A 23,551-nucleotide genomic window follows, 5' to 3' on the forward strand; every position below is an offset into this window, starting at 1 on the left:
AAGGAAGTGGTTCGCGTCGCGCCTCAGGCACTGATTGGCGCATGACCATGGACGGCCTCGAGATGAATCCTTCGGCAAAGGCGCCCCGGTCCGGCCGGGCCTTCTCCTTCCTGCCAGGCACCCGGGCGCCGGGCGAGGCCTCCGGCCGCATCGGGCTGGCGATGGTCGCCGTCGCCCTGGTCGCGGTGTTCTCGGCGATGAACCCCGCCTTCTTCCGGCTGGAGAACTTCGTCGTCATCGGCGTCAACTCGACCTCGATCCTGATCGCCGTCCTCGGCACCTCGGCCCTCCTGATCGCCGGCTATGTCGACCTGTCGATCGGCAGCATGGTGGCGTTGATCGGCATGGTCGTCGCCAAGGTGGCGGCGGTGACGCAGGAGCCGCTCGCCGCCATCGCCGTCGGGCTGTCGCTCGGCCTGGCGCTCGGCGTCCTCAACGGCGTGCTGGTGCGCCGGCTCAGCATCTCGCCGCTGATCGTCACCCTGGCCATGCTCGCCCTCTATGGCGGCCTTGCCTTCGTCGTCTCCAGCACCGCGGTCTACGGCTTTCCGCCCGGCCTGCTCGAGCTCGGCCGCGGCAAGATCCTCGGCGTCCAGTACACCGTCGTCATCGCCGTCCTGATCTTCATCGCCGGCTCCTTCGTCCTGACACGGACCGTCACGGGCCTGCGCATCTACGCCATCGGCGGCGACCCGCGTGCCGCCGAGCTCTGCGGCGTTCCGGTGGGGCGCATGGTGGTCGGCCTCTACGCCGCCAACGGCCTCCTGATCGGCCTGGTGGCGGTGCTGATCGCCGGCCGGCTCGGCAGCGTCACGCCGACCATCGGCGTGCGCTTCGAGCTCGACGTGCTGACTGCCGCCATCCTCGGCGGCGTCGCCTTTTCCGGCGGCGCCGGCCGCCCGCTCGGCATCGCCATCGGCGTTGCGACCATCGGCATCCTCAATGCCGGACTGATCTTCGCCGGCCTGCAGTCCTGGTGGCAATCCATCGCCGTCGGCACCATGCTCCTCGTCGCCCTCACCGCCGACCAGGCCGCGATCGGCCTCAGGGCCAGGCGCGCCAGGGCGGGGCAGGGGCAGTCCGGCGCGGCCGCCCGGCCTGCCGCGAGCCAGGACTCTGCGTCCCGTGCCGAGGCGGAGCGGCACGGGACCGATACCGATGCGGCGCGCGAACCGGCGTTCACGGTCGATGGGGCCCGGAAGTCCTTCGGCGCGCTGACGGCCCTGGAGGAGGCCTCGTTCAGTGTCGGCCGCGGCGAGATCGTCTGCCTGCTCGGCGACAACGGCGCCGGCAAGAGCACCCTGGTCAAGATCATCTCAGGCGCGATCCGTCCCGATGCCGGCGCCATGACCCTGCAGGGCCGGCCGGTCCGCTTCCGCAGCCCGAAGGACGCGCGCGCCGCCGGCCTGGAGACGGTCTATCAGGACCTGGCCCTGTGCTCGAACCTCAGCGTCACCCACAACATGATGCTCGGCCGGGAGCCGACGCGGCGCTGGCTGGGCTTCATCCCGGTGCGCGACGACCGCACGGCGGCGGAGCAGTGCCGGGCACGCCTGGCTGCCCTCGGCGTGGCGCTCCGCGACGAGAACGTGCTGGTGCGAGCCCTGTCCGGTGGCCAGCGCCAGTCGATCGCCATCGCCCGCGCTTTGGCCGCGCATGTCCGGCTCATCTGCCTGGATGAGCCGACCGCCGCGCTTGGCGTCCGCCAGACGGCGCAGGTCGTGGCCCTGGTCCGCTCGATCGCCGCCGGAGGCACCGGCGTGATCCTGGTGACGCACGACCTGTCGACGGTGCGGGCGCTGGCCGACCGCATCGTCGTCCTCAGCCTCGGCCGCGTCGTCTATGACGGCTCGGTTCGGCACCTGACCGCCGAGCAGCTCTGGGGGCTGATGGCGAGCGGGGCGGCGGCGGGGTGAAGGCCGGTCACGGGCTCTCGGCGGGGACGGCCAGCTCCTTGCGGGTCAGCGTCAGCCAGGCCAGCACCAGCGCGGCCGTCGCCGACAGGGCGATGATCGCCACCATCGGCAGGGCCGTGCCGTTGAAGAGCAGGCCGGCGATGCCGATCATCACCGCGCCGGTCGCCATCTGCAGGGTTCCGCCGAGTGCCGAGGCCATGCCGGCGATCGGGCCGTGGCGCTCCAGCGACAGCACCATGCTGGTCGGGATCACCAGGCCCTGGAAGGCGAAGGTGAGGAACAGCATGACGATCAGCACGGGCAGGCTGTCGACGCCGCTCAACGCCAACGCCAGGTGGAGCAGCGCCACGACCGCCGAGCCGAACACGGCGCCGACGATGACGCGGCCCATGCCGAAGCGCTCGCCGAGCGTGGCGGCGAACTGGGACGCACCGATGAAGCCGACCGCGTTGACGGCGAAGGCCAGGCTGAACAGCGTCGGCGTCAGGCCGAAATGATCGATGTAGACGAAGGACGAGCTCGCCAGATAGGCGAAGAAGCTCGACATGGCGAGCGCCCCCACGAAGGTGACGCCCATGAAGTGGCGGTCGCGCAGCAGCAGGGCGTAGCTCGACAGGATGGTGCGGGGATCGCAGGCGATGCGCTCGGCCGGCGGCCGGGTCTCGGGCAGGATATAGGCCGTCAGCGCCAGGCCGAGGAGGGCGGCGAGCGTGACCGCGACGAAAACCGCGCGCCAGCTGAACAGCACGATCAGGCCGCTGCCGGCCAGCGGCGCCAGGATCGGCGACACGCTGATCACCAGCATGACCAGCGACATCAGCCGGGTTGCCGCGAGGCCGGTGTGCAGGTCGCGGATGACCGCCCGCGGGATAACCATCACCGAGGCGGCACCGATGCCCTGGACGAAGCGCAGGGCGATCAGCCAGTCGATCGATCCGGTGAAGCCGCAGCCGATGCCGGCCAGGATGAACAGGGTGAGGCCGAAATAGAGGGGCGGCTTGCGCCCGACCGCATCGGAGACCGGCCCGTAGATGATCTGGGTGAGGCCGAAGCCGGCGATGAAGGACATCAGCGTCATTTGCGCTGCGGCCGTGCTGGTGTTCAGGTCGAATGCGAGAGCCGGCAGGGCCGGCAGGTACATGTCGATGGCGAAGGGGCCGACCGCGGCGAGCAGGCCGAGGACCACGGCGTTGCGGGCGAAGCCAGGCATGCTGTTCTCACTTGGGCAGGGATGAGGGAAGGGCCGCAGCCGCGCTGCGGTGGCCGGGCCCGGCGCGGGCCGGGCTCGGCGAAGCGTCTGCGATTGGAACGGGGCGGCGATCGCCGCCCCACCGTCACGCCGTCGGAGCCGCCGCCGGCTTGGCCGGTATCGGCGCCACCGGCATGCCGGGGCCGATCTTCTGCAGGTTGCCGGTGATGACCTGATCGCCGGCCTTCAGGCCCTTCGCCACGGCGACGAGATCGCCCTGCGCCGAGCCGAGCTCCACCAGCCGCATGCCGACCTTGTTGCCCTCGTCGATGACGTAGACATACTTGCCGAACTGGCTCGAGCCGACCGCGACCTGCGGCACCAGCAGCGTGTCGGGCTGCTCGCCGATCAGCAGGCGGATGTTCACATACTGGCCGGGCAGCAGCGACAGATCCGCGTTGGCGATGGTGGCGCGGGCGACGATGGTGCCGGTGGCGTGGTCGACCGTGTTGTCGACGAAGGTGAGCTCGCCGCGGCGCGGCGGGGTCTTCGTCTCCGGCACCGTCACCTCGGTGGCCACGGCGCCGGTGGCCTGGGCCTGGCGAATCCGGGTGAGGTCGGTCTCGCTCGGCGTGAAGGTGACGTAGATCGGGCTGATCTGCACCAGCGTGTTCAGGGCCGTGCCGCCGGGGGTCACCAGCGTGCCGGCGGGCGCCTGGTTGCGACCCAAGCGGCCGGCGAAGGGCGCCCGGATTTCCGTATAGGCCAGGTTGAGCTCGGCCGCCTTGATCGCCGCCTTGTCGGCGACCACCGTGGCCTCGCCCTGCTGCACGGCGCTGGAGCGCTGGTCGAAGCTGTCCTTGGACAGGAAGCCGGTGCGGGACAACTCGTTGCCGCGGTTGAGGCTGGCCTTGTTGTAGTCGAGCGAGGCGATGTCGCGCTGCAGCTGCGCCTTCACCTGGTCGAGCGCCGCCTGGTAGTCGCGCGGGTCGATCCGGTAGAGCAGGTCGCCCTGCTTGACGTCGGCGCCGTCGGCCGCGGCCTGGTCGAGCAGGTAGCCCGACACCTTGGCCTGCAGCACGATGCTGCGGATCGATTCCGTCCGCGCCGTGTAGTCGAGATAGATCGGCACGGTCTTGCTGATGACGGCCGTGACCGGCACCGGCATCGCCGGCATGGCGGGCGGCGGCGCGGCGGCGTCCGCCGGCTTGCTCAGCAGCTCCGAAGCCAGGCTCGCCGCCTTGTCGGCGAGCGGTGCGAGCCTGTCGGTCAGGGGGGCGAGCTCGCCGCGGGCATGGAGGACGGCCGCAGCCGCCGCGATCACGAGAACGGCCGAGGTGGTGGCTTTCCAAAAGCGCATGGAGGGCTCCCTCATTCCGCGGCGATCTGGGCCGGCTGCGCATGCGGCTCGGCGCCATGGGACGCGGCGGTGGTTTCAGTGTGGCTCTGCCCGCGTTCCCGCCATCTTTCGATCATGGCGTAGAAGACCGGCACGAAGACCAGCGTCAGCACGGTGGCGACCAGCATGCCGCCGAACACGGCGGTGCCCAGCGATTGACGGCTGGCGGCGCCCGCCCCCGTCGCCTTCACCAGCGGCACCACGCCCAGGATGAAGGCAAAGGCCGTCATCAGGATGGGACGCAGGCGCAGGCGCCCCGCCTCCATCGCCGACTCGACGATGCCGTGGCCCTGCTCGCGCAGGTGCTTGGCGAACTCGACGATCAGGATGGCGTTCTTGGCCGCCAGGCCGATCAGCATGACGAAGCCGATCTGCGAATAGACGTCGAGCTGCATGCTGCGCAGCCAGATGGCGAGCAGCGCGCCGAACAGGCCCAGCGGCACCGCAAGCAGGACCATGAAGGGCATGGACCAGCTTTCGTACTGGGCCGCCAGGATCAGGAAGACGAACACGATGGCGAGGGCGAACACGGCCGCCGCGATCGAGCCCGCCTTCAGCTCCTGGAAGGTGATGCCGGTCCATTCATAGGTGAAACCGTTCGGCAGGGCCGTGGCCGCCGCCCTCTGCATCGCCTCGATGGCCTGGCCCGATGAATAGCCCGGTGCGGCGGCGCCGTTGATCAGGGCGGCGCCGTAATTGTTGTAGTGGGTCACGGTCTCCGGCCCGATGATCGGCTTGAGCGTGCCCAGCGTCGACAGCGGCACCATGTGGCCGGCGGAGTTGCGGACGTAGAGGCGCGTGATGTCGCCGGGGTTAGCGCGCGCATCCTTGTCGGCCTGCAGCGTGACGCGGAAGGTGCGCCCGAACTGGTTGAAGTCGTTCACATAGAGCGAGCCGAGATAGATCTGCAGGGTGTTGAAGATGTCCGGCAGGTTGAGGCCGAGCAGCTTGGCCTTGTTCCGGTCGAGGTCGTAGTCGAACTGCGGCGTCGACGTGGAGAAGGCGGTGAACAGGGTTTGCGGGTTGAGCTCGGGCTGCTTGCGCGCCTCGGCGAGCAGGGCCTGCGTCGCCTCGTTCACGGCGAAGGGGCCGCGGCCATTGGGGTCCTCGACCTGGAACGCGAAGCCGCCGGTGGAGCCGAGCCCCTGGATGGAGGGCGGCTCGAAGGCGAGGACGAAGCCGTCCGATATGCCGAACAGCTTCGGGCGCACCGCGTTGACGATGTCGTTGGCGCTCAGCCCGGGCCCGCGTTCGGCCCAGGGCTTGAGGACGGCGAACTCGACCGCGGCGCTCGACTGCTGGGCATTGGTCAGGAAGTTCAGGCCGCTGATCGACATGATATCCTCGATGCCGGGCGTGTCGCGCAGGATCTGGCGTACCTGCCTGGCGACGGCGTCGGTGCGTTCGAGCGAAGCGCCGTCCGGCAGCTGGATCACCACGAAGAAGTAGCCCTGGTCCTCGGAGGGCAGGAAGGTGGACGGGACCCGCGCCGAAATCCAGTAGGTCGCACCGAGCACCATCGCGAACAGGCCGATCATCAGCCAGCGCAGCCGGATGAACCAGCGCACCGACGAGGCGTAGCCGTGCGACAGCTTTTCGAAGCCGGCATTGAACCAGCGAAAGAGGAAGAAGCGCGACGGCGGCCTGTGACGCAGGAAGGCGGCCGACAGCGCCGGGCTCAGGGTCAGCGAATTGAAGGCGGAGATGCCCACCGAGATCGCCACCGTCAGGGCGAACTGGTTGTAGAGCTGGCCGGCGACGCCGGGAATGAAGGCGACGGGGACGAACACCGCCATCAGCACCGCCGTGGTGGCGATGATCGGGCCGGTGACCTCCCTCATGGCGATCCTGGCCGCCTCCAGCGGCGGGTGGCCGGCTTCGAGCTGGCGCTCGACGTTCTCCACCACCACGATGGCGTCGTCGACCACCAGGCCGATGGCCAGCACCATGCCGAGCAGGGAGAGCATGTTGAGCGAGAAGCCCAGAGCCAGCATCACCACCATGGTCGCGATCAGCGACACCGGAATGGCGATGACGGGGATGAGCACGGTGCGCCAGTTCTGCAGGAAGATGTAGACGACGAGCACCACGAGGATGAGCGCTTCGATCAGCGTCTTGACGACGTCTTCCATCGCTGCCGACACGAAGCGCGTCGTGTCGTACTTCATCGAATATTCGATGCCCTTGGGAAAGCGTGTCGAAAGCTCCTTCATCTTGCCTTCGACGGCTTCCTTCAGCTTGAGCGAGTTGGAGCCGGGCGCCTGGAAGACGCCGAGCACCACCATCGGCTTCTCGCCGTGATAGGCCGACGACGAATATTGCAGGGAGCCGAGCTCGATACGGGCGACGTCGCGCAGGCGCACCACCGAGCCGCTGGCCGGATCGGCCCGGACCACGATGTTGCCGAACTCCTCCGGGTCGCTCAGGCGGCCGGTGGCGTTGACCTGCATTTCGAAGGCGGTGCCGGCCGGCGCCGGGTTCTGGCCGATCTTGCCGGCGGCGACCTGGATGTTCTGCTCGGCGACGGCATTTTGGACATCGACGGCGGTGATGCCCAGATTGGCGAGCCTGTCCGGATCGAGCCAGATGCGCATGGAATAGCGCCGCTCGCCGAAGATCCTGACGTCGCCGACGCCCGGGAGGCGCTTCAGCGGATCGACGATCTGCAGATAGGCGTAGTTGCTGAGCGCGACCGGATCGATCGAACCGTCCGGCGAGGTCAGGTCGACGATCAGCACGAAGTTCGGATTGGCCTTGGTCACCGACACGCCGGCCTGGTTGACGATCGCCGGCAGGGACGAGGCCGCCTGCGCCACGCGGTTCTGCACGTCCATCGCCGCGATGTTCAGGGGATAGCCGACGTCGAAGGTGACGGTAATGTTGGAGGAGCCGTCGTTCGAGCTGGCCGAGGACATGTAGATCATGCCCGGCACGCCGTTGATCTGCTGCTCGAGCGGCGTGGTCACCGTGTCGGCCACGACCCGGGAACTGGCGCCGGGATAGCTGGCGCTGACCTGGATCTGGGGCGGCGTGATATTGGGGAACTGCGCGACCGGCAGCAGGAAATAGGCGATCCCCCCGGCGAGCACCATGATGATGGCGATCGCGGAGGCGAAGATCGGACGCTGGATGAAGAAACCGACCATGATCAAGATGCCTTTCGAAGGCTGGCGTGCCCGGCCCGCCATGCGCCGCCGAGGCGCACAGCCGGTTCGGCCGGCATTGCCGCGGCGGACGAGGACGTGATAATCCGATCCCGCCTCACGCCCGCGACCGGGCGCTGGGATCGGAAGGCGACGACGAGGCGCCCTTCATCCGAAGTCATGTATCCTCTCGCGGGAAGCGCCGGCTGGCCGCGCACCGCCCGCCGCGCGGGCACTCGGCCCGGCCGGGACGTCCGGCCCGTTCCGGCTTCGCCCCGAGGGGCAATCGCTTGACAGGCCTATGTCGCGGTGTTACCGGATAGTAACAATGCTGACTGTTACTCCCCGGTAACATTCGAGTCAAGCCATGGTGAGCAAGATCCTGCCGCGCGAAGACACGGTTTGTTCCGACAAGAGCGGTCTCATCGGATTGCGCCCACGGGACCGGATCGTCGTCACGGCCCGCGACCTGTTCCATCGCCACGGCATCCGCGGCATCGGCGTCGACGCCATCGCCGAGGCGGCCGACACCAACAAGATGACGCTCTACCGGCATTTCGGCTCGAAGGACGACCTGATCGTCGAGTGCATCCAGAAGGCGATCGACGAGTCCTTCGCCAAATGGGACCGCCTGGAGGCCAACCATCCCGGCGACCCGGCGGCTCAGCTCCGGTCCTGGGTCGAGGTCTGCGCCGAGCATGTCGGATCGGACGATCGCGGCTGCGAGATCGCCAATGCGGCCGTCGAGCTGGCCGAGGACGACCATCCCGCCCGGCGTGTCATCGAGGCCGGCAAGCGCCTGCACCGCGACCGGCTCGTCAGGCTCTGCGAAGCGGCGAAGCTCACCCGGCCGGAGCTGGCCGCGGACATGCTGGTGCTCCTGCTCGAAGGCGCCCGGATCAGCCGCCAGAGCGTCGGCGTCGAGGGCCCGAGCTCGCGCTTCAAGCGCATGGCCGAGGAGATCGTCGCTTCCTTCGGCGGACGCGTCGACGCCTGAAGGTCCGGCGGCCATATCCTGCCGTTTCGAACTCGATGACCGACCGGGAAACCACGGCGACGGTCACACCCAAGCCAGGGTGCATCGCAGGCCGCTGCGGTCGGGGCGGTTGTCGATGGTGAGGCGGGCCCCGAGCCGGCGGGCGGCCATTTCCGCGATCGTCAGCCCCAGGCCCGTGCCGGCCACGGTCTTGCCGCGGCCGCGATAGAAGCGCTTCGTCACCAGGCCCAGCTCATCCGGCGCGATGCCGGGGCCGTCGTCCTCCACGGCGAGGCCGCAGCCCGGCTGCAGCGCCGTCCAGGCGATACGCCCCGGCGCCGGCGTGTAGGCGATCGCGTTTTCGTGCAGGTTTCTCAACACGAGATGCAGGCTGTCATGTTCTCCCGTCACGACGAGCCGGTCGAGCCCGGGGTCGACGTCGACGGTCAGTCCCTCGGGGATCGGGCAGGCCGACACCACCTCCCGCAGGATGGCGCCGGCGCTGACCGCCTCGCCGGCCCTCGATTGGGGCATGGCCTCGAGCTTCGCCAGGGCGAGCAGCTGGCGCAGGAGCCGGCCCGTGCGATCGACCGAGACGATGATCTGGCGCAGCGCTCCGTCGCGGACGGAGGCTTCGTTCGCCGCCAGGGCCACCTGCGCCTGCGTCTTCAGGCCGGCGATCGGCGTGCGCAGCTCATGTGCGGCAAAGGCGGTGATCTCCCGCTCATGCCGCCGCGCCGCCTCGACCTTCCCGAACAGGCCGTTGAGCGCGGCGATGAGCGGACGGACTTCGGAGGGCGCGTCCTCGCCGGAAATCGGGCGCATGTCCTCGCCATCGCGCGTCGCGATCTCCCCAGCCACGGCATTCAGCGGCGCGAGGCCGCGGCCGAGGCTCAGCCAGATCAGGATGCCGAGCAGGGGCACGATGAGCAGCGCCGGCCCGACGAGGCCCGCCAGCAGATCGCGCACCAGCCGGTCGCGCAGCCCGATCCGATCGCCCACGGCGATCCTCACGCCCTTGGCGACGTCGACGATGGTGTAGACGCGCCAGGTCTCGCCGTTGATGGCGCGGTCCGCGAAGCCTTGCCGGTTCGACGCATACCCGTCGTCCGGAGCCAGGTTGCCATGCGGGGCGCCGCTGGAATGGGCGACCAGCCGGCCGTCGAGCGACCAGATCTGGCAGGAAAGATGGCGGGTGTAGCCGGCCTCCTCGGATGCCGGGACGGCGGCGGCGGCCGTCATGTTGTTGCCGGCGACCAGCGACTGCACCATCCTGGCCGCCTCCTGCAGGCGCGTGTCGAGCACGTGCTCCAGCTCGCTGCGGCTGCCGACATAGATCCAGGCGACGGCGCACAGCCAGATGGCGCCGGTCGCGACGAGGAGCAGGGCGAAGAGCCGGCGGCGCAGCGAGGTCACGACGACACCCGGATGCGATAGCCCAGGCCCCTGACGGTCTCGATCGCCTCGCGGCCGACCTTGCCGCGCAGATTGTGGACGTGGACCTCGACCGCGTTGCTCTCCACCTCTTCCTGCCATCCGTACAACCTGTCCTCCAGCTCGATCCGCGAGCGGATGACGCCCGGCCGTTCCATCAGCGCGGCGAGCACGGCGAACTCCCGCCGCGACAAGGCCACCGCCGCTCCGGCGACGGTGGCGCTCAAGGCGGCCGGATCGAGCGTGATGCCCGCGGCCCTCAGGAACGGCTCGGCGCGGCCGTCCCGGCGCCGGGCGATGGCGCGCAGCCGGGCCGCCAGTTCGTCGAGATCGAAGGGCTTGCCGAGATAGTCGTCAGCACCGGCGTCGAGGCCCCGGATCCGGTCGGGTGTCTCGTCGAGGGCGGTGAGCAGGAGCACCGGCGTCGCGTCGCCGCGGCTGCGCATCTCGGCCAGCACGCCGAGGCCGGAGCCGTCGGGCAGCATGAGATCCAGCACGACGGCGTCGAAGACGGCCGCCGCGAGCGCGGCCCGCGCATCAGCGCAGCACTCGACGCTGTCGATCGTCGATCCCGTCAGCCCGAGGCCGACCTTCAACCCGTTTGCCAGGACGGGATCGTCCTCCACGACAAGTATGCGCATGCCCGTCTTCCCGTTCGCTCCGGTGATCGCACGTTCTCGGACCACCTTAAGGCTGGCTTAAGGTGGCAAGCCAATCTCCGCGCCGGTCGAGAAATCAACCGGGCCGGCAGGCGGAATGCTCAGCTTCACCAGGATCAACGTCTTCCTCTCCATCGTCCTCTGCGCCCTGTGCGTCGTGTCGGCAGCCGCGGCGCAGGTGCCGCCCACGGCCGATCGCGTGTTCTCCTTCGCCGCGAGCCGCGATGGGCAGGGCGGGATGACCCTGCGCTGGCGTGTCGCACCGGGCAACTATCTCTACCGTGACAGCCTGGCGGCAAGGTTCGGCGGCCGCAACCTGACTCTGGAGACACCGGCCGGGGAGCGCAAGGATGATCCGAACCTCGGGCTCGTCGAGGTCTATCACGGCGATGTCGAGGCGAAACTTGCGGCGGCCCCGGCGGGCGGGCGCCTGGAGGTGACGTACCAGGGCTGTGCCGAGCAGGGCATCTGTTACCCCCCGATCGCGAAGACCATCGATCTGGCGACACTGGCTGTCGGCACTTCGCGTCCTGGTCTTGGCGGCGCGGAGCAGGGCGATCCGACGGCTGCACCGACCGATCCGCCAGCGACCGAGGAGGGAGGCGCGCCGGGCATCAGCGCTCTCATCGCCGGCAGCCCGCTGCCGATGCTCGCCGCATTCCTCGGCTTCGGCCTGCTGCTGTCCCTGACGCCTTGCGTGTTTCCGATGATTCCGATCCTCGCGGCCATGCTGGGCGGGGCCGGCGCTCGGCTGCCGGCCGGGCGGGGCTTCGTGCTGTCCCTGTCCTATGTGCTCGCGATGGCTGCCGCCTATGGCCTGGTCGGCCTCGCCGCCGGCTGGTTCGGCGCGAACCTGCAGGCGCTGCTGCAGACGACCTGGGCGCTCGGATTGGCCGCAGCCGTCTTCGCGGCGCTCGCACTGGCGATGTTCGGTCTTTACGAGCTCGCTCTCCCGGCCCTGCTCGCAGCCCGGTTTTCGGATGACTTTCGCCGTGGTGGCTCAATGGCCGGCGCCGCGGTGCTCGGTTTCGGCTCGGCGTTGGTCGTCAGCCCTTGCGTCACGCCGCCGCTCGCCGCAGCCATGCTCTACGCGGCCCAGACCGGCGAGGCCGGGCGAGGGGCGGCAGCGCTCTTCGCCCTCGGCCTCGGCATGGGCCTGCCGCTGATCGCAGTCGGCACCTTCGGCGCACGCATCCTGCCGAAGTCGGGGCCCTGGCTCCTCGCTGCCAGGAAGCTCTTCGGCGTCGTCTTTCTCGGCATCGCCGCGATGCTTCTCGCCCGCCTGCTGTCGCCTCCGGCGGCGCTCGCCCTGTGGGGGCTCCTCGCTCTCGCAGCCGGCGTGTTCCTCGGCGGGTTCGACCGGCTCGGCAGCGCCAGCCGTTGGCAGGGGCGGCTCGGCAAGGCTGCCGGGCTTGCCGTCGCCCTCTACGGTGCCGTGCTGATCGTCGGCGCGGCCGGCGGCGGCGAGGACCCGGCCCGGCCGCTGGCCTTTCTCGGGCCGCCGCCGGACGGGACCGCGGTCGCGCCTGCGACGCGCGTCGTCTCGCTCGCCGCCCTCGAGCGCGCGGTCGACGGTCCGGCGATGCGCGGCCGTCCGATCCTCGTGTCCTTCACCGCCGACTGGTGCGCAGTCTGCAAGTCCAACGAGCGGGTGATGGCCGGGCCGGCGCTCCGCCGCCACCTGGGCGAAGCGGCGCTGATCGTCGCCGACGTCACGGCGCAGGACGAAGCCGCCCGGGCGCTGATGGCGCACTTCGCCGTCGCCGGCCCACCCACCCTGTTCCTTCTCGGTGCCGACGGACGGGAAATTCTCGGCTCGCGCCTCGTCGGCCCCTTGACGGCAGCGGACCTGTCGCGGCGGCTGCCGCCGGCCGGCGCCTGACCAGACGTCCACCATGGAGAATTGCATGAAACGCAGAGACCTTCTGGCCCTGGCCGGCGGCGCCGTCGCGGCGTCGGCCTTCCTCGGAGGGCAGGCCCGCCCGGCCTTTGCCGGGGACGTCGACGTGCAGGGCATCCTCTTCGACAAGAACGCACCGACATCGGGCAATCCGAACGGGGACGTCAGCATCGTCGCCTTCCTCGACTACAACTGCCCCTATTGCAAGAGATCGGCGCCGGATCTCGATCGCATCGTCCGGGAGGACGGCAAGGTCCGCCTCGTCTACAAGGACTGGCCGATCCTGAGCGAAGCGTCCGTCTACGGCGCGCAGCTCGCCCTCGCCGCCGGGTACCAGGGCCGGTATGAGCGGGTGCATCAGGCGCTGATGACTATCCCCGGCGGGAAGGCCTCGAAGGAGGCGATGCTGGCGACCGTCAAGGCGTCGGGCGTCGACATGCCGCGTCTGCAGGGCGACCTCCAGGCCAGGTCCGCCGGGATCGCCGCCCTGCTCAGGCGCAATCTCGACCAGGCGAATTCCCTCGGCCTGACGGGCACGCCGACCTATCTCATCGGCCCGTTCCGCACCTCGACGCTCGACTATGCCGGCTTCAAGGAGGCGTTGGTCGAGGCGCGCCGCCGGCAGGTGGTGGAAAAGTGACAGGCTGCCCCATGATCCTTCGTCCGCTCCGTCCGTCCGCGGGACGCCTGCTCGCCGTCCTTGCCCTGCCGCTGGCGCTCGCGGCCTGTGTCGCGACGCCGGGCGCCGTCGATCGGCCGGCGGTCTCGGCGCTGCCGCCCGACCCCGGCGCGGCCGCGCCGCGCTATGCCGCCATCACCGACGAGCCCTTCCCGGTGCCGGCCGTGTCCGCCAGGCAGCTCAAGCCGCAATATGCGCGCCAGCTCGTTGACGACCCGACCGGAGAGGCGCCGGGCACCATCGTCGTCGATCCCGGCAATCGCTTCCTCTATCTGGTGCAGGAAGGAGGCAAGGCGCTGCGATACGGCGTGGGCGTCGGCCGGGAAGGCATGGCCTGGTCCGGCACGGCGGATGTCGCCTACAAGCGTCAATGGCCGCGCTGGACGCCGACCTCGGCGATGATCGCCCGCGAGCCGGAGAAATACGAGAAATGGGCGGGCGGCATGGAAGGCGGCGACAGGAATCCACTCGGCGCCCGCGCCCTCTACCTGTTCGAGGGCGGCAAGGACACGCTCTATCGCATCCACGGCACCAACGAGCCCTGGTCGATCGGGCAGGCCATGTCCTCTGGCTGCATCCGCATGGTCAACCAGGACATCATCGACCTCTATGGCCGCGTGCCGAACGGAGCAAAGGTCGTAGTCCGGCCGGCCGGCGGGAGCCCCGGCGTGTGAGCCGGGCCGGCCGTCAGATCAGCCCGAGCCCGCGCAGGCTGGCATGGCCGTTGCGGCCGACGATGATGTGATCGTGCAGGGCGATCCCGAGCGGCTTGACGATGGCGGCGATGTCGCGGGTCATGGCGACGTCGGCGCTGGACGGCGTCGGGTCGCCCGACGGATGGTTGTGGACCAGGATCAGCGCCGTCGCCGAGAGTTCGAGCGCCCGCTTCACCACCTCGCGCGGATAGACCGGCGTGTGGTCGACCGTGCCGGTCTGCTGCACCTCGTCGGCGATCAGGGCGTTGCGTTTGTCGAGGAACAGGATGCGGAACAGCTCCTTTTCAGAAAAGGCCATCGATGTCCGGCAATAGTCGATCACCGCGGCTCCCGACGACAGCAGCGGCCGGGCCACGACAGCGCCCTTGGCCAGCCGCCGCGCCGCAGCCTCGATGATCTTGAGGTCGATGGCGGCGCTCTCGCCGATGCCCTCCACCTCCACCAGCCGTTCCGGCCGCGCGCCGAGCACCTCGGCGAAGGAACCGAAGCGGGCGATCAGCGCCTTGGCGATGCCCTTGACGTCACGGCGGGGAATGGAGCGGAACAGGACGAGCTCGAGCAGCTCGTAGTCCGGCAATCCGTCGGCGCCGCCGGCGATGAAGCGCTGGCGCAGCCTGTCGCGATGGCCGTGATAATGGGCCTTCGTCTCGTCGGCTCCGCCGGCGAGGGCAGGAGCCTCCTCCAGTCCCGAAGACGGCCCGCCGCCCCGGCGCATCACGCGGCCGGACGATAGGGCGGCTGATGCAGTCCCTTCGGCGACAGGGTGAAGATCTCGACGCCGGTCTCGGTGACGCCGACCGAATGCTCGAACTGCGCCGACAGCGACCGGTCGCGCGTCACCGCCGTCCAGCCGTCGGAGAGGATTTTTACATGCGGGCGGCCGAGATTGATCATCGGCTCGACCGTGAAGATCATGCCGGCCTTGAGTTCGACGCCTTCGCCCCGCCGGCCGTAGTGCAGGATGTTCGGCTCGTCATGATAGAGCTGGCCGAGACCGTGGCCGCAGAAATCGCGCACCACCGAGCAGCGCTCGCCTTCGGCATAGGTCTGGATGGCATAGCCGATGTCGCCGGTGGTGGCGCCGGGCTTGATCGCTTCGATGCCGCGCATCATCGACTCGTAGGTGACCTCGATCAGGCGCTCGGCCCGCCGCGGCACCTCGCCGACGCAGTACATCCGGCTGGAGTCGCCGTGCCAGCCGTCGAGCACCAGGGTGATGTCGATATTGATGATGTCACCCTCGCGCAGCGGCTTGTCGTTGGGGATGCCGTGGCAGACGACATGGTTGATCGAGGTGCAGATCGACTTGGGATAGCCGCGATAGAGCAGCGAGGCGGGATAGGCGCCATGGTCCATGCCGAACTCATAGGCCATGCGATCAAGCGCGTCGGTGGTGACGCCGGGCTTCACCGCATCGATCATAAGATCGAGCGCCTCGGCTGCCAGCCGTCCGGCACGCCGCATCCCCTCGAACGCGGCCGGGCCGTGCAGCTTGATCTGACCGTTCTTACGCTGCGGGGAGACGGTGGCGTCGACGAAAGTCATCAGGGGCCGGGACAGTTGAAATCGGATCGTCTTCTATGCCATTGCAGCGCGCGGCCATGGAAGAGATTTTTTGCGGCTGCCCGAGCGGCCGGGCTGCCCATGGCCTGCACGGCGGGCGGTGCGATCCTTGCGTGCCCGTTTGTGCAACGAGATCCTGGATTTGATGCGCGATACCCTCGACACCAATGCCTTCGGCACGCGCCGCCCGTCGGCGCGGCTGGAGCGGCTGCTTGGTATCACCCGCCGCCAGCGCGAGACCTGGCTCGGCAAGAGGGTTGCCTTCCTGCTGCAGCACCTGGCGCTGCGGCGCCTCGACGGGCCGGTCGATGTCGAGGCGTTGGGCGCGAATCTGCGCCTCTATCCTTTCGGCAACATCTGTGAAAAGCGCATCCTGTTCACGCCGCAGTTCTTCGACGAGACCGAACGCGAGCTGATCAAGGCACGCATCCGCGACGGCTTCGTCTTCATCGACGCCGGTGCCAATGTCGGCGGCTACTCCCTGTCGATCGCCGCGGCGGCCGGCCCCGATGCGCGCATTCTGGCAGTGGAGCCGCATCCCGAGATCTTCGAGCGGCTGGTCTACAATATCGCCCAGAACCCGCACGGCACGGTCAAGGCCATCGCCTGCGCCCTGGCCGACGCCGACGGCGAACTCACCCTGTTCCTCCACGGCGAGAATCGCGGGCAGTCCAACGTGAAGTTCATCTCCGGCGGCCCGAGCCGTGCCGTGAAGGTGCCGTCCAAGACGCTGCTGACGCTCGTGCGAGAGGAACGCCTGCCGCGGATCGACGCCCTCAAGCTCGATGTGGAGGGCGCCGAGGATCTCGTCCTCGACCCGTTCCTGCGCCAGGCGCCCGAGAGCCTGTGGCCCAAGCTGATGCTGCTGGGGAACACGGCAGAACGCTGGCAGAGCGACGTCTTCTCCATGCTGGCGGAGCACGGCTACCGGCGGGTGGGGAAGACGCGCCTAAACATCGCGTTCGAGCGCCCCTGATCCGAGGGCCGCGGTCGGCCGCTCCACGGCCTCCACCGGGATGCGACTGTCGACGACGACCTCCTCCAACGCCACGCGGCAGCGATAGGCATAGGCCTCCACCCCTCGCCTCATCGCCCGGGCGAAGGCGGCGGCATAGGCCGGGTCGATATCGGCGGCGAGGGCGAAGCGTTCTGCCTGCATCTGCACGAGGTAGAGCATCACAGCCCGCTCGCCGGCCTCCACCCGGTCGCCGAGCTCCTCCAGGTGCTTGGCGCCGCGCGCCGTCACCGAATCGGGGAATTCGGCGAGGCCGGAGCGGCGCATCAGGTGCACGTTCTTCACCTCGACGAAACAGGGCGGGCGCCCGGCATCCTCCAGCAGGATGTCGATGCGCGAGTTGCGGCCATACTTCACCTCGCGGCGAAGCCGGGCATAGCCCTGCAGCTCGGCGATCGCACCGGCGAGGACCGCCTCCTCGGCCAGGGCGTTGGGATGGGCTGTGTTGATGCCGACCAGCTCGAGGCCATGCTCGAAGCGGGCCTCGACCACTTCCCAGGAGTAGGGGAGCTTGCGTGTCGTCGAGGCCGATTTCGACAGCCAGACGCGCGATCCCGGTGCGGCGAGGCCGATCATCGAGCCAGGATTGGCGCAATGGGCGGTGACGGCCTCGCCGCTGTCGAGCAGGACATCGGCGAGAAAGCGCTTGTAGCGCTGGACGAGTCTACCGGGCACGAGGGGAGGCAGGCGCATCATGCCGGGGTAGCCGGGAAGGCACCGCCCGTCCAGGGGCGCCTTGACGCCGATGCGTCGCATCCACACGTTGACGCCCGACGGTGCTCGCCTACAACGGCCGCACGCCATCGCCCGATTTGAGGTCCGCCTTGCCCATCACGCCCGCCGACGTCCTCCGCGCCCTCGAACTGGTGAAGCTTCCCGCCAGCGGCCAGACTCTCTCGGCTTCCGGCCGCCTCACCGAGATCCGCGTCGACGGCACCAAGGTGATGTTCGCCATCGCCATCGACCCGACCGAGGCTCGCGCCATGGAAGGCGTGCGCGCTGCCGCGGAAAGTGCGGTGCGCGGCCTGCCCGGCGTCACCAGCGCGCTCGTCGGCCTCACCGCCGATCGGCCGGCTGGCGCGCCGCGGCGCGAGGCGCCGGGTCCGCGGGCCCAGGCGGCCGCCCAGCGTGCCCCGGGCCTGCCGGGCGTCACCCATGTCATCGCCGTCGCCTCCGGCAAGGGGGGCGTCGGCAAGTCGACCACGGCGTGCAACCTCGCCATCGGCCTTGCCCAGCAGGGCCTGAAGATCGGCCTCCTCGACGCCGACATCTTCGGCCCGTCCATGCCGAAGCTCTTCGGCCTGCACGGCAAGCCCGAGATCGTCGAGGGGCGGATCATGAAGCCGCTGGAGGCCTATGGGGTCAAGGTCATGTCGATCGGCTTCCTCGTCGACGAGGAGACGCCGATGATCTGGCGCGGCCCGATGGTGATGTCGGCGCTGACCCAGCTCCTGCGCGAAGTGCGCTGGGGCGAGCTCGACGTCATGGTCGTCGACATGCCGCCGGGCACCGGCGACGCGCAGCTCACCATGGCCCAGCACACCCCGCTTGCCGGTGCGGTGATCGTCTCGACGCCGCAGGATCTGGCGCTGATCGACGCCCGCCGCGGCGTCGCCATGTTCCAGAAGGTGAGCGTGCCGGTGCTCGGCATCGTCGAGAACATGTCGACGTTCAGCTGCCCGAACTGCGGCCACGTCACCAACCTGTTCGGCCATGGCGGGGCGCGGCACGAGGCGGAACGCCTCGGCGTGCCGTTCCTCGGCGAATTGCCGCTGTCCCTCGACGTCCGCGAGCGCTCCGATGCCGGCACGCCGGTGGTCGCGACCGCGCCGAACGGCGTCGAAGCCGGTTTCTACCGCGATCTCGCGGCTCAGGTCTGGGCCATGCTCTCCGGCGGCGCGGCAGCGCGCCGGGCGCCGCCGCGCATCGTCATCGAGTGACGGCAGCGGCCTTCCGTCTCACTCCTCGCGGAAGGCCCGCTCGACCTGGTCCTGCAGCGGCTTGACCAGGTAGGACATGATGGTGCGCGACGAGGTCTGGATGAAGGCCTCCACCGGCATGCCAGGCAGGATCTTCAGGTCGCCCAGGCGCATGACCTCGCTGGGCGGCAGGTTCAGCCGGGCGGTGTAGAAGCTCATGCCCGTCTTCTGATCGGTGGTCAGATCGGGCGAGATGTCTTCGACGACTGCGTTCAGCTCCGGCGTCACGGCCTGGTTGAAGGCGGAGAGCCGCAGCGTCGCCCTCTGTCCCTTCTGGACCTGGTCGATATCCTGCGGCGCGATCCGCACCTCGGCCCGCAGCGTGTCGGCCACCGGGACGATCAACATGATCGGCTCGCCCGGCGAGACGACGCCACCGATGGTGTGGACGGCGAGCTGATGCACCACGCCGTCCTGCGGCGAGCGGATGTCGACACGCTTGAGCTGGTCCTCGCCCGCGACCTTGCGTTCGACATATTCGCCGGTCTGCGCTTCGATCTCACGCAGTTCCTTGGCGACGTCGCTGCGCTGGTCCTGGTCGATGGAGATGATCTGGAGCCGGATCTCGGAAATGCGGCCGGCGTTCTGCGCCTGCGCCGCCACCAACTGGCCGCGCTCGCCGTCGAGACGCGTCGCGTCGCGCTCCTCCGCCGTGATCCGTTGCAGCGGGATCAGGTTCTTCTTCCAGAGCTGGCGCACGCTTTCGAGCTCGCGGGTGATGATGGCGATCTCGTCGACCTTCGCCTTCTCCTGGACATCCAGGCCGTTGCGCTCCTTCTCCAACTGGCCGATGCGCGATTCCAGCTGGGCGATCTTGCCGGTGCGCGACTTGTTGCGCAGGTCGAACAGCCGCGTTTCGCTCGCCATCAGCGCGGTGATGGCCGGTTCGTCGATACGCGCCATCAACTCGGGGGAGAACGTTACCTTGTCGCGACCATCGCGCTCGGCCTCAAGCCGGGCCCGGCGGGCGGCGAACTCGTCGAGCCGCTTGGTGACGATGGCGAGGTTCGCCCTGGTCTGGGTATCGTCGAGCTTGAGCAACATCTCGCCGGCCTTGACGCGGTCGCCGTCGCGAACGAACAGAGCGGCGACCGTACCGCCGGTCTGGTGCTGCACCTTCTTGACATAGCTGTCGACGACGAAGACGCCGTGGGCGATCACCGCTCCGGAGAGCTCGACCGTCGCTGCGATACCGCCCACGCCGCCGGCCAGCAGCGCGAACACGAACAGTCCGATGATCAGGTAGCGGCGGATCGCCTGTTCGGCGGGGACTGGTTCTCCTCCGGTCATGGCGCAGCCTGCTCCTGATTGGCGACCATTTTCAGGGGCGGCGCCTGCGGCAGCTCGCGCTTGAGGGTCTTGCGCAGCACCTCATCCTTCGGTCCGAAGGCCTGGACGCGGCCATTGCCCATGACCAGGACCTGGTCGACGCCGGCAAGGGCGCTCGGCCGGTGCGCGACCACGGCGACGATGCCGCCCCGCGCCCTGACGCTGAGGATCGCCTGGGTGAGCGCGGCTTCGCCTTCGGCATCGAGGTTCGAGTTCGGCTCGTCGAGCACGACGAGGAAGGGATCGCCGTAGAGCGCCCGGGCCAGGGCCACGCGCTGGCGCTGTCCGGCGGACAGGGCCGAGCCGTTGTCGCCGATCCGGGTCTCGTAGCCATCCGGCAGGCGGACGATCAGGTCGTGCACGCCCGCCGTCTTCGCCGCCTCGAGGATCTTGGCCGAGGGAGCGTTGGGCTCGAAGCGGGAGATGTTTTCGCCGACGGTGCCGTCGAAGAGCTCGACCCCCTGAGGCAGGTAGCCGATGCTGGCGCCCAGGCTGCTGACATCCCATTGATCGAGCGTGGCGCCGTCGAGACGGACATTGCCGCGGACGGGGCTCCAGACGCCGACCAGCGCGCGGGCCAGCGACGACTTGCCGGAAGCGCTCGGTCCGATGATGCCGAGCCCGGCGCCCTTGTTGAGCGAGAAGCTGGCATCGTGCACGACGGGGCGGTTGTCTCCCGGCGGGACCAGGCTGACGCTCTCGACCGCCAGCGTCAGGCACGGTGCCGGCAGGTCCGTGGTCACCTTCGGGGTCGACATCAGCGCCAGGAGCTCGGTGAGGCGTCGCCATCCCTGGCGGGCACTGACGAAACCCTTCCAATTGGCGATTGACAGCTCGATCGGCGCGAGCGCCCGACCCATCATGATCGAGGACGCGATCATCACGCCGCCGCTGGCCTCCTGCTGCACGACCAGGTAGGCCCCGACGCCCAGCAACACCGATTGCAGTGCCATGCGCGACACCTTGGAGATGGTGCCGATGATACCGGCGGCGTCGCTGGCCTTGGCATGGGCCTTGAGATACTCGGCATTGATCGTCGACCAGCGCGCGGAGATGCGTCGGGCGAAGCCCATGGCCTGCAGCACCTCGACATTGCGGCGCGTCGCCTCGGCCAGCGCCGCCCGGCTGGCGCCGAGCATGCCGGCGGCCCGGGTCGGGGCCTTGGTCGTGACCTCGGTCAGCAGCGTCAGCGCCACCAGGATGACGGCGCCGACAAGCGCGGTGATGCCGAGCCAGAAATGGAAGAGGAAGCAGATGCCGAGGTAGAGCGGCATCCATGGCAGGTCGAACATGGCCGAGGGGCCCCCGCTCGACAGGAAGGCGCGCACCTGATCGAGGTCGCGCAGGGATTGCAGGCTGTCTCCCTGCACCCGAGCCTTCAGGGGAAAGCGCATCAGCGCGTCGTAGACCTGGGCGTTCAACCTCTGGTCGACGGCCATGCCGATGCGGGAGAGAATACGGGCGCGGATGACCTCCAGGACGCCCTGGAATGCGTAGAGGGCGGCGGCGAGCAATCCCAGGCCGATCAGTGTCGGGACACTGCGGCTCGGAATGACGCGATCATAGACCTGCAGCATGAAGAACGAGCCGGTAAGAGCGAGGATGTTGATCATCCCGCTCATCACGGCCGTGCCGACGATAGCTCCTCGAAACGAAGACAATGCAGCCGCCAAGCTCAGACGCGGCTGCTGTTGAGATATTCCACCGGCCATTGCTGCCAAGATCCGTCCGTCTATCTCAGGACGCTATGAACGTGAAATCGTCCTGCTGCAAACTATTTAGGGCGACGTTCTTTAGGACGATCGAGTTGCCGTTGTCGAGTGTAATGACTGTGTCGGCGCCGACCTGCGCTGCCGCGGCCATGACAACTGCGAAATTGGCGAAGATGTCGGTGTCAAACTGGATGATGTCGTGCGAGCTGGTCCCGACGGTAAAATCGGTGATGGTGTCGTGCCCGAAGCCGGCCTTGAAGGCGAAGGTGTCTCGGCCGGCCCCACCGGTGAGCTCGTCGTCTCCGGCGCCACCGATCAGAATGTCGTTTCCTGCTCCGCCGACCAGCCTGTCCTTGCCGGCTCCGCCGTCGAGGGTATCCTCGCCAATGCCGCCGTCCAGCCTGTCGTCGCCTGCGCCCCCGTTCAGGATGTCCTTGCCGGCTCCGCCGTTCAGCGTGTCGTCGCCGGCGTCACTATTCAGGGTATCGTTGCCGGCCCCCCCATCAAGGGTATCCTTGCCGTCGCCGCCATCGAGCTTATCGTTGCCGGTCCCACCGTTGAGCGCGTCGTCGCCGGCGCCGCCATTCAGGGTATCGTCGCCATCGCCGCCGTCGAGCTTGTCCTTGCCGTCGCCGCCATCGAGCTTGTCGGCACCGGTCCCGCCGTTGAGGATATCGTCGCCCGCGCCGCCGGCGAGCGCATCATCGCCGTCGCCGCCGTTCAGAACGTCGTTGCCGTCGCCGCCGTCGAGCTTGTCATGGCCGGCCCCGCCGTCGAGCGTGTCGTGACCGGCGCCGCCGTTGAGAGTATCATCGCCCGCGCCGCCGACGAGCGCATCGTCGCCGTCGCCGCCGTTCAGGACGTCGTTGCCGTCGCCGCCGTCGAGCTTGTCCTTGCCGACGCCGCCGTCGAGCAGGTCGGCCCCGGCGCCGCCGTTGAGGACGTCGTCGCCCGCCCCGCCGTTGAGAGCGTCGTCGCCGTCACCGCCGTTGAGCGTATCGTCTCCGTCGCCCCCGTTGAGAGTATCGTCGCCCGCGCCGCCGTTGAGGGTATCCTTGCCGGCTCCGCCGTCGAGCGAGTCCTTGCCGGCGGCACCCGTGATGATGTTGTCGAGCTCATTGCCGATCAGGGTTTGGCCCGAATCGGACTTGCCAATCAGATTTTCGAAGTTCTCGCCGAGCTCGTAGCGGGCATTGGCGGTCTCGACGGTGTCGATACCGCCATCCTTATCCTCGAAGACGCGATCGAAGCCCTCGACACGATAGGTATCGTTGCCGAGACCTCCGACCAGCACATCCGCGCCGGCCCCGCCGTCAAGCACGTCATTGCCATCATAGCCGTAGACGGAATCGGGGCCGTCGGTCCCCTTCAGCGAAGCGTCGTCGCCCGACGTTCCGAGCACGAAGGTTATACCCAAGTCCGCATTGTAGCCCGAGCGGAGCGGCCCGAGGATAAAGTTGTCCTGGTGTACGTCCGAGCGAATGCCGGGCTCGAAGAATACGACACCGCCAGAAGAGGCGCTGCCGGACGTGACTGAGGAGTCATGGCGGACGGGCTTATTGTCGGATGCAAGGACTGGGCCCCCGAACGCCGGGGCAGGTGCTTCGGACGCCGCCGCATCGTCGCCCCACTCGTGATCGGGCTTCATGATGGGGGCGGGAGCCGCGGAGATGGCGGATGGGCCTTGGGCGGGTATCGCACTGGCGTTGAAGGCGGAAATGGCTGTGCCGTGACCGGCGCGCGCCATTGTCGCACCCTGCCAGTCAAGCAGGCCGCTCAAATCGACGTTTGTTGCCTCGATGAACGCTAGGTCATCGCCAGCCTGCTGATTGATCTGGTCGCTCATGTTTACCTGGCTGTTGTTCCAAACGCTTGCATCATTAATCGACACGGCTTGCCGACACCGAGCCTCGGTCCCGTATTGCCAAAACGCGGGCAGCCC

At 68.8% G+C, this 23,551-nt stretch carries 18 protein-coding genes; 7 read left to right on the top strand and 11 right to left on the bottom strand.

The annotated features are described in order from the left end of the window. Positions 1 to 41: 41 nt before the first annotated feature. The gene (locus AC27L4_RS19215) at positions 42 to 1,916 is read left to right on the top strand and encodes an ATP-binding cassette domain-containing protein (protein ID WP_487143970.1); all 1,875 of its coding nucleotides are present in this window, start codon (positions 42 to 44) and stop codon (positions 1,914 to 1,916) included. Positions 1,917 to 1,923: 7 nt separating this feature from the next. Here AC27L4_RS19215 and AC27L4_RS19220 read toward each other — a convergent pair whose 3' ends face one another. From AC27L4_RS19220 to AC27L4_RS19230, 3 genes are all read right to left on the bottom strand, one after another. Next, entirely contained in the window at positions 1,924 to 3,126 is a 1,203-nt protein-coding gene (locus AC27L4_RS19220; protein ID WP_487143971.1) for a multidrug effflux MFS transporter, read from the bottom strand. Positions 3,127 to 3,250: 124 nt separating this feature from the next. Beyond that, complete coding sequence (locus tag AC27L4_RS19225) at positions 3,251 to 4,465, bottom strand: efflux RND transporter periplasmic adaptor subunit (RefSeq protein ID WP_487143972.1); 1,215 nt, start codon at positions 4,463 to 4,465, stop codon at positions 3,251 to 3,253. A gap of 11 nt (positions 4,466 to 4,476) precedes the next feature. Next, positions 4,477 to 7,650 carry an efflux RND transporter permease subunit gene (locus AC27L4_RS19230; RefSeq protein ID WP_487144491.1) on the bottom strand — a complete coding sequence of 1,058 codons (3,174 nt, stop codon included), beginning with the start codon at positions 7,648 to 7,650 and terminating at the stop codon, positions 4,477 to 4,479. A gap of 364 nt (positions 7,651 to 8,014) precedes the next feature. Here AC27L4_RS19230 and AC27L4_RS19235 point away from each other — a divergent pair, with 364 nt between their 5' ends. Beyond that, complete coding sequence (locus AC27L4_RS19235; protein ID WP_487143973.1) at positions 8,015 to 8,644, top strand: TetR/AcrR family transcriptional regulator; 630 nt, start codon at positions 8,015 to 8,017, stop codon at positions 8,642 to 8,644. Between the two features lie 63 nt (positions 8,645 to 8,707). On the opposite strand, the gene AC27L4_RS19240 is transcribed toward AC27L4_RS19235, so the two are convergent. Both AC27L4_RS19240 and AC27L4_RS19245 read right to left on the bottom strand, forming a co-directional pair. Then, on the bottom strand, positions 8,708 to 10,039 hold the full coding sequence (locus AC27L4_RS19240) for an ATP-binding protein (RefSeq protein ID WP_487143974.1): 1,332 nt from the start codon (positions 10,037 to 10,039) through the stop codon (positions 8,708 to 8,710). Beyond that, positions 10,036 to 10,698: a response regulator gene (locus AC27L4_RS19245; protein ID WP_487143975.1), complete on the bottom strand. Its 663-nt coding sequence runs from the start codon at positions 10,696 to 10,698 to the stop codon at positions 10,036 to 10,038. The genes AC27L4_RS19240 and AC27L4_RS19245 overlap by 4 nt, the downstream gene beginning before the upstream one ends. A 115-nt stretch (positions 10,699 to 10,813) precedes the next feature. On the opposite strand from AC27L4_RS19245, the gene dsbD reads away from it, so the two are divergent. The 3 genes from dsbD to AC27L4_RS19260 are packed head-to-tail and all read left to right on the top strand — an operon-like array spanning position 10,814 to position 13,969. Further along, positions 10,814 to 12,598 (top strand): protein-disulfide reductase DsbD, encoded by a 1,785-nt coding sequence (dsbD, locus tag AC27L4_RS19250; protein WP_487143976.1) that lies wholly within the window; start codon positions 10,814 to 10,816, stop codon positions 12,596 to 12,598. 25 nt (positions 12,599 to 12,623) lie between these two features. Then, on the top strand, positions 12,624 to 13,256 hold the full coding sequence (locus AC27L4_RS19255) for a DsbA family protein (protein WP_487143977.1): 633 nt from the start codon (positions 12,624 to 12,626) through the stop codon (positions 13,254 to 13,256). A gap of 11 nt (positions 13,257 to 13,267) precedes the next feature. Beyond that, entirely contained in the window at positions 13,268 to 13,969 is a 702-nt protein-coding gene (locus tag AC27L4_RS19260; RefSeq protein ID WP_487143978.1) for a L,D-transpeptidase, read from the top strand. A gap of 13 nt (positions 13,970 to 13,982) precedes the next feature. Here the strand turns inward: AC27L4_RS19260 and radC are convergent, their stop codons facing one another. Next, positions 13,983 to 14,726, bottom strand: a complete 744-nt coding sequence (gene radC / locus AC27L4_RS19265) for a RadC family protein (RefSeq protein WP_487143980.1) — start codon at positions 14,724 to 14,726, stop codon at positions 13,983 to 13,985. Beyond that, positions 14,726 to 15,556 (bottom strand): type I methionyl aminopeptidase, encoded by an 831-nt coding sequence (map, locus tag AC27L4_RS19270; RefSeq protein WP_487143981.1) that lies wholly within the window; start codon positions 15,554 to 15,556, stop codon positions 14,726 to 14,728. The genes radC and map overlap by 1 nt, the downstream gene beginning before the upstream one ends. Positions 15,557 to 15,719: 163 nt before the next feature. Here map and AC27L4_RS19275 point away from each other — a divergent pair, with 163 nt between their 5' ends. Further along, positions 15,720 to 16,550, top strand: coding sequence for an FkbM family methyltransferase (locus tag AC27L4_RS19275; protein ID WP_487143983.1), 831 nt, complete (start codon positions 15,720 to 15,722; stop codon positions 16,548 to 16,550). Here AC27L4_RS19275 and sfsA read toward each other — a convergent pair. Continuing rightward, positions 16,524 to 17,282, bottom strand: a complete 759-nt coding sequence (gene sfsA / locus AC27L4_RS19280) for a DNA/RNA nuclease SfsA (RefSeq protein ID WP_487144492.1) — start codon at positions 17,280 to 17,282, stop codon at positions 16,524 to 16,526. The two genes, AC27L4_RS19275 and sfsA, sit on opposite strands and share 27 nt — an antisense overlap. A gap of 131 nt (positions 17,283 to 17,413) precedes the next feature. On the opposite strand from sfsA, the gene AC27L4_RS19285 reads away from it, so the two are divergent. Beyond that, positions 17,414 to 18,529, top strand: a complete 1,116-nt coding sequence (locus AC27L4_RS19285) for an Mrp/NBP35 family ATP-binding protein (protein ID WP_487143984.1) — start codon at positions 17,414 to 17,416, stop codon at positions 18,527 to 18,529. Positions 18,530 to 18,547: 18 nt separating this feature from the next. Here AC27L4_RS19285 and AC27L4_RS19290 read toward each other — a convergent pair whose 3' ends face one another. Genes AC27L4_RS19290 through AC27L4_RS19300 form a run of 3 tightly spaced genes read right to left on the bottom strand, consistent with a single transcriptional unit; the run spans position 18,548 to position 23,455 of the window. Beyond that, a complete protein-coding gene (locus AC27L4_RS19290; RefSeq protein ID WP_487143985.1) occupies positions 18,548 to 19,858 on the bottom strand; it encodes an HlyD family type I secretion periplasmic adaptor subunit in 1,311 nt (436 codons plus the stop codon). Beyond that, positions 19,855 to 21,609 (bottom strand): type I secretion system permease/ATPase, encoded by a 1,755-nt coding sequence (locus AC27L4_RS19295; protein ID WP_487144493.1) that lies wholly within the window; start codon positions 21,607 to 21,609, stop codon positions 19,855 to 19,857. The genes AC27L4_RS19290 and AC27L4_RS19295 overlap by 4 nt, the downstream gene beginning before the upstream one ends. Positions 21,610 to 21,634: 25 nt before the next feature. Next, on the bottom strand, positions 21,635 to 23,455 hold the full coding sequence (locus AC27L4_RS19300; RefSeq protein WP_487143986.1) for a calcium-binding protein: 1,821 nt from the start codon (positions 23,453 to 23,455) through the stop codon (positions 21,635 to 21,637). Between the last annotated feature and the right edge of the window lie 96 nt (positions 23,456 to 23,551).

It is taken from the genome of Labrys sp. Lb11 (assembly GCF_057554225.1).

Bases quoted from the DNA above. Each gene is read 5' to 3' on its own strand.
- AC27L4_RS19215 (WP_487143970.1), top strand. From the start codon at position 42: ATGACCATGGACGGCCTCGAGATGAATCCTTCGGCAAAGGCGCCCCGG.
- AC27L4_RS19220 (WP_487143971.1), bottom strand. From the start codon at position 3,126: ATGCCTGGCTTCGCCCGCAACGCCGTGGTCCTCGGCCTGCTCGCCGCG.
- AC27L4_RS19225 (WP_487143972.1), bottom strand. From the start codon at position 4,465: ATGCGCTTTTGGAAAGCCACCACCTCGGCCGTTCTCGTGATCGCGGCG.
- AC27L4_RS19230 (WP_487144491.1), bottom strand. From the start codon at position 7,650: ATGGTCGGTTTCTTCATCCAGCGTCCGATCTTCGCCTCCGCGATCGCC.
- AC27L4_RS19235 (WP_487143973.1), top strand. From the start codon at position 8,015: ATGGTGAGCAAGATCCTGCCGCGCGAAGACACGGTTTGTTCCGACAAG.
- AC27L4_RS19245 (WP_487143975.1), bottom strand. From the start codon at position 10,698: ATGCGCATACTTGTCGTGGAGGACGATCCCGTCCTGGCAAACGGGTTG.
- dsbD (WP_487143976.1), top strand. From the start codon at position 10,814: ATGCTCAGCTTCACCAGGATCAACGTCTTCCTCTCCATCGTCCTCTGC.
- AC27L4_RS19255 (WP_487143977.1), top strand. From the start codon at position 12,624: ATGAAACGCAGAGACCTTCTGGCCCTGGCCGGCGGCGCCGTCGCGGCG.
- AC27L4_RS19260 (WP_487143978.1), top strand. From the start codon at position 13,268: ATGATCCTTCGTCCGCTCCGTCCGTCCGCGGGACGCCTGCTCGCCGTC.
- radC (WP_487143980.1), bottom strand. From the start codon at position 14,726: ATGCGCCGGGGCGGCGGGCCGTCTTCGGGACTGGAGGAGGCTCCTGCC.
- map (WP_487143981.1), bottom strand. From the start codon at position 15,556: ATGACTTTCGTCGACGCCACCGTCTCCCCGCAGCGTAAGAACGGTCAG.
- AC27L4_RS19275 (WP_487143983.1), top strand. From the start codon at position 15,720: ATGCGCGATACCCTCGACACCAATGCCTTCGGCACGCGCCGCCCGTCG.
- sfsA (WP_487144492.1), bottom strand. From the start codon at position 17,282: ATGCGCCTGCCTCCCCTCGTGCCCGGTAGACTCGTCCAGCGCTACAAG.
- AC27L4_RS19290 (WP_487143985.1), bottom strand. From the start codon at position 19,858: ATGACCGGAGGAGAACCAGTCCCCGCCGAACAGGCGATCCGCCGCTAC.
- AC27L4_RS19295 (WP_487144493.1), bottom strand. From the start codon at position 21,609: ATGGCCGGTGGAATATCTCAACAGCAGCCGCGTCTGAGCTTGGCGGCT.
- AC27L4_RS19300 (WP_487143986.1), bottom strand. From the start codon at position 23,455: ATGAGCGACCAGATCAATCAGCAGGCTGGCGATGACCTAGCGTTCATC.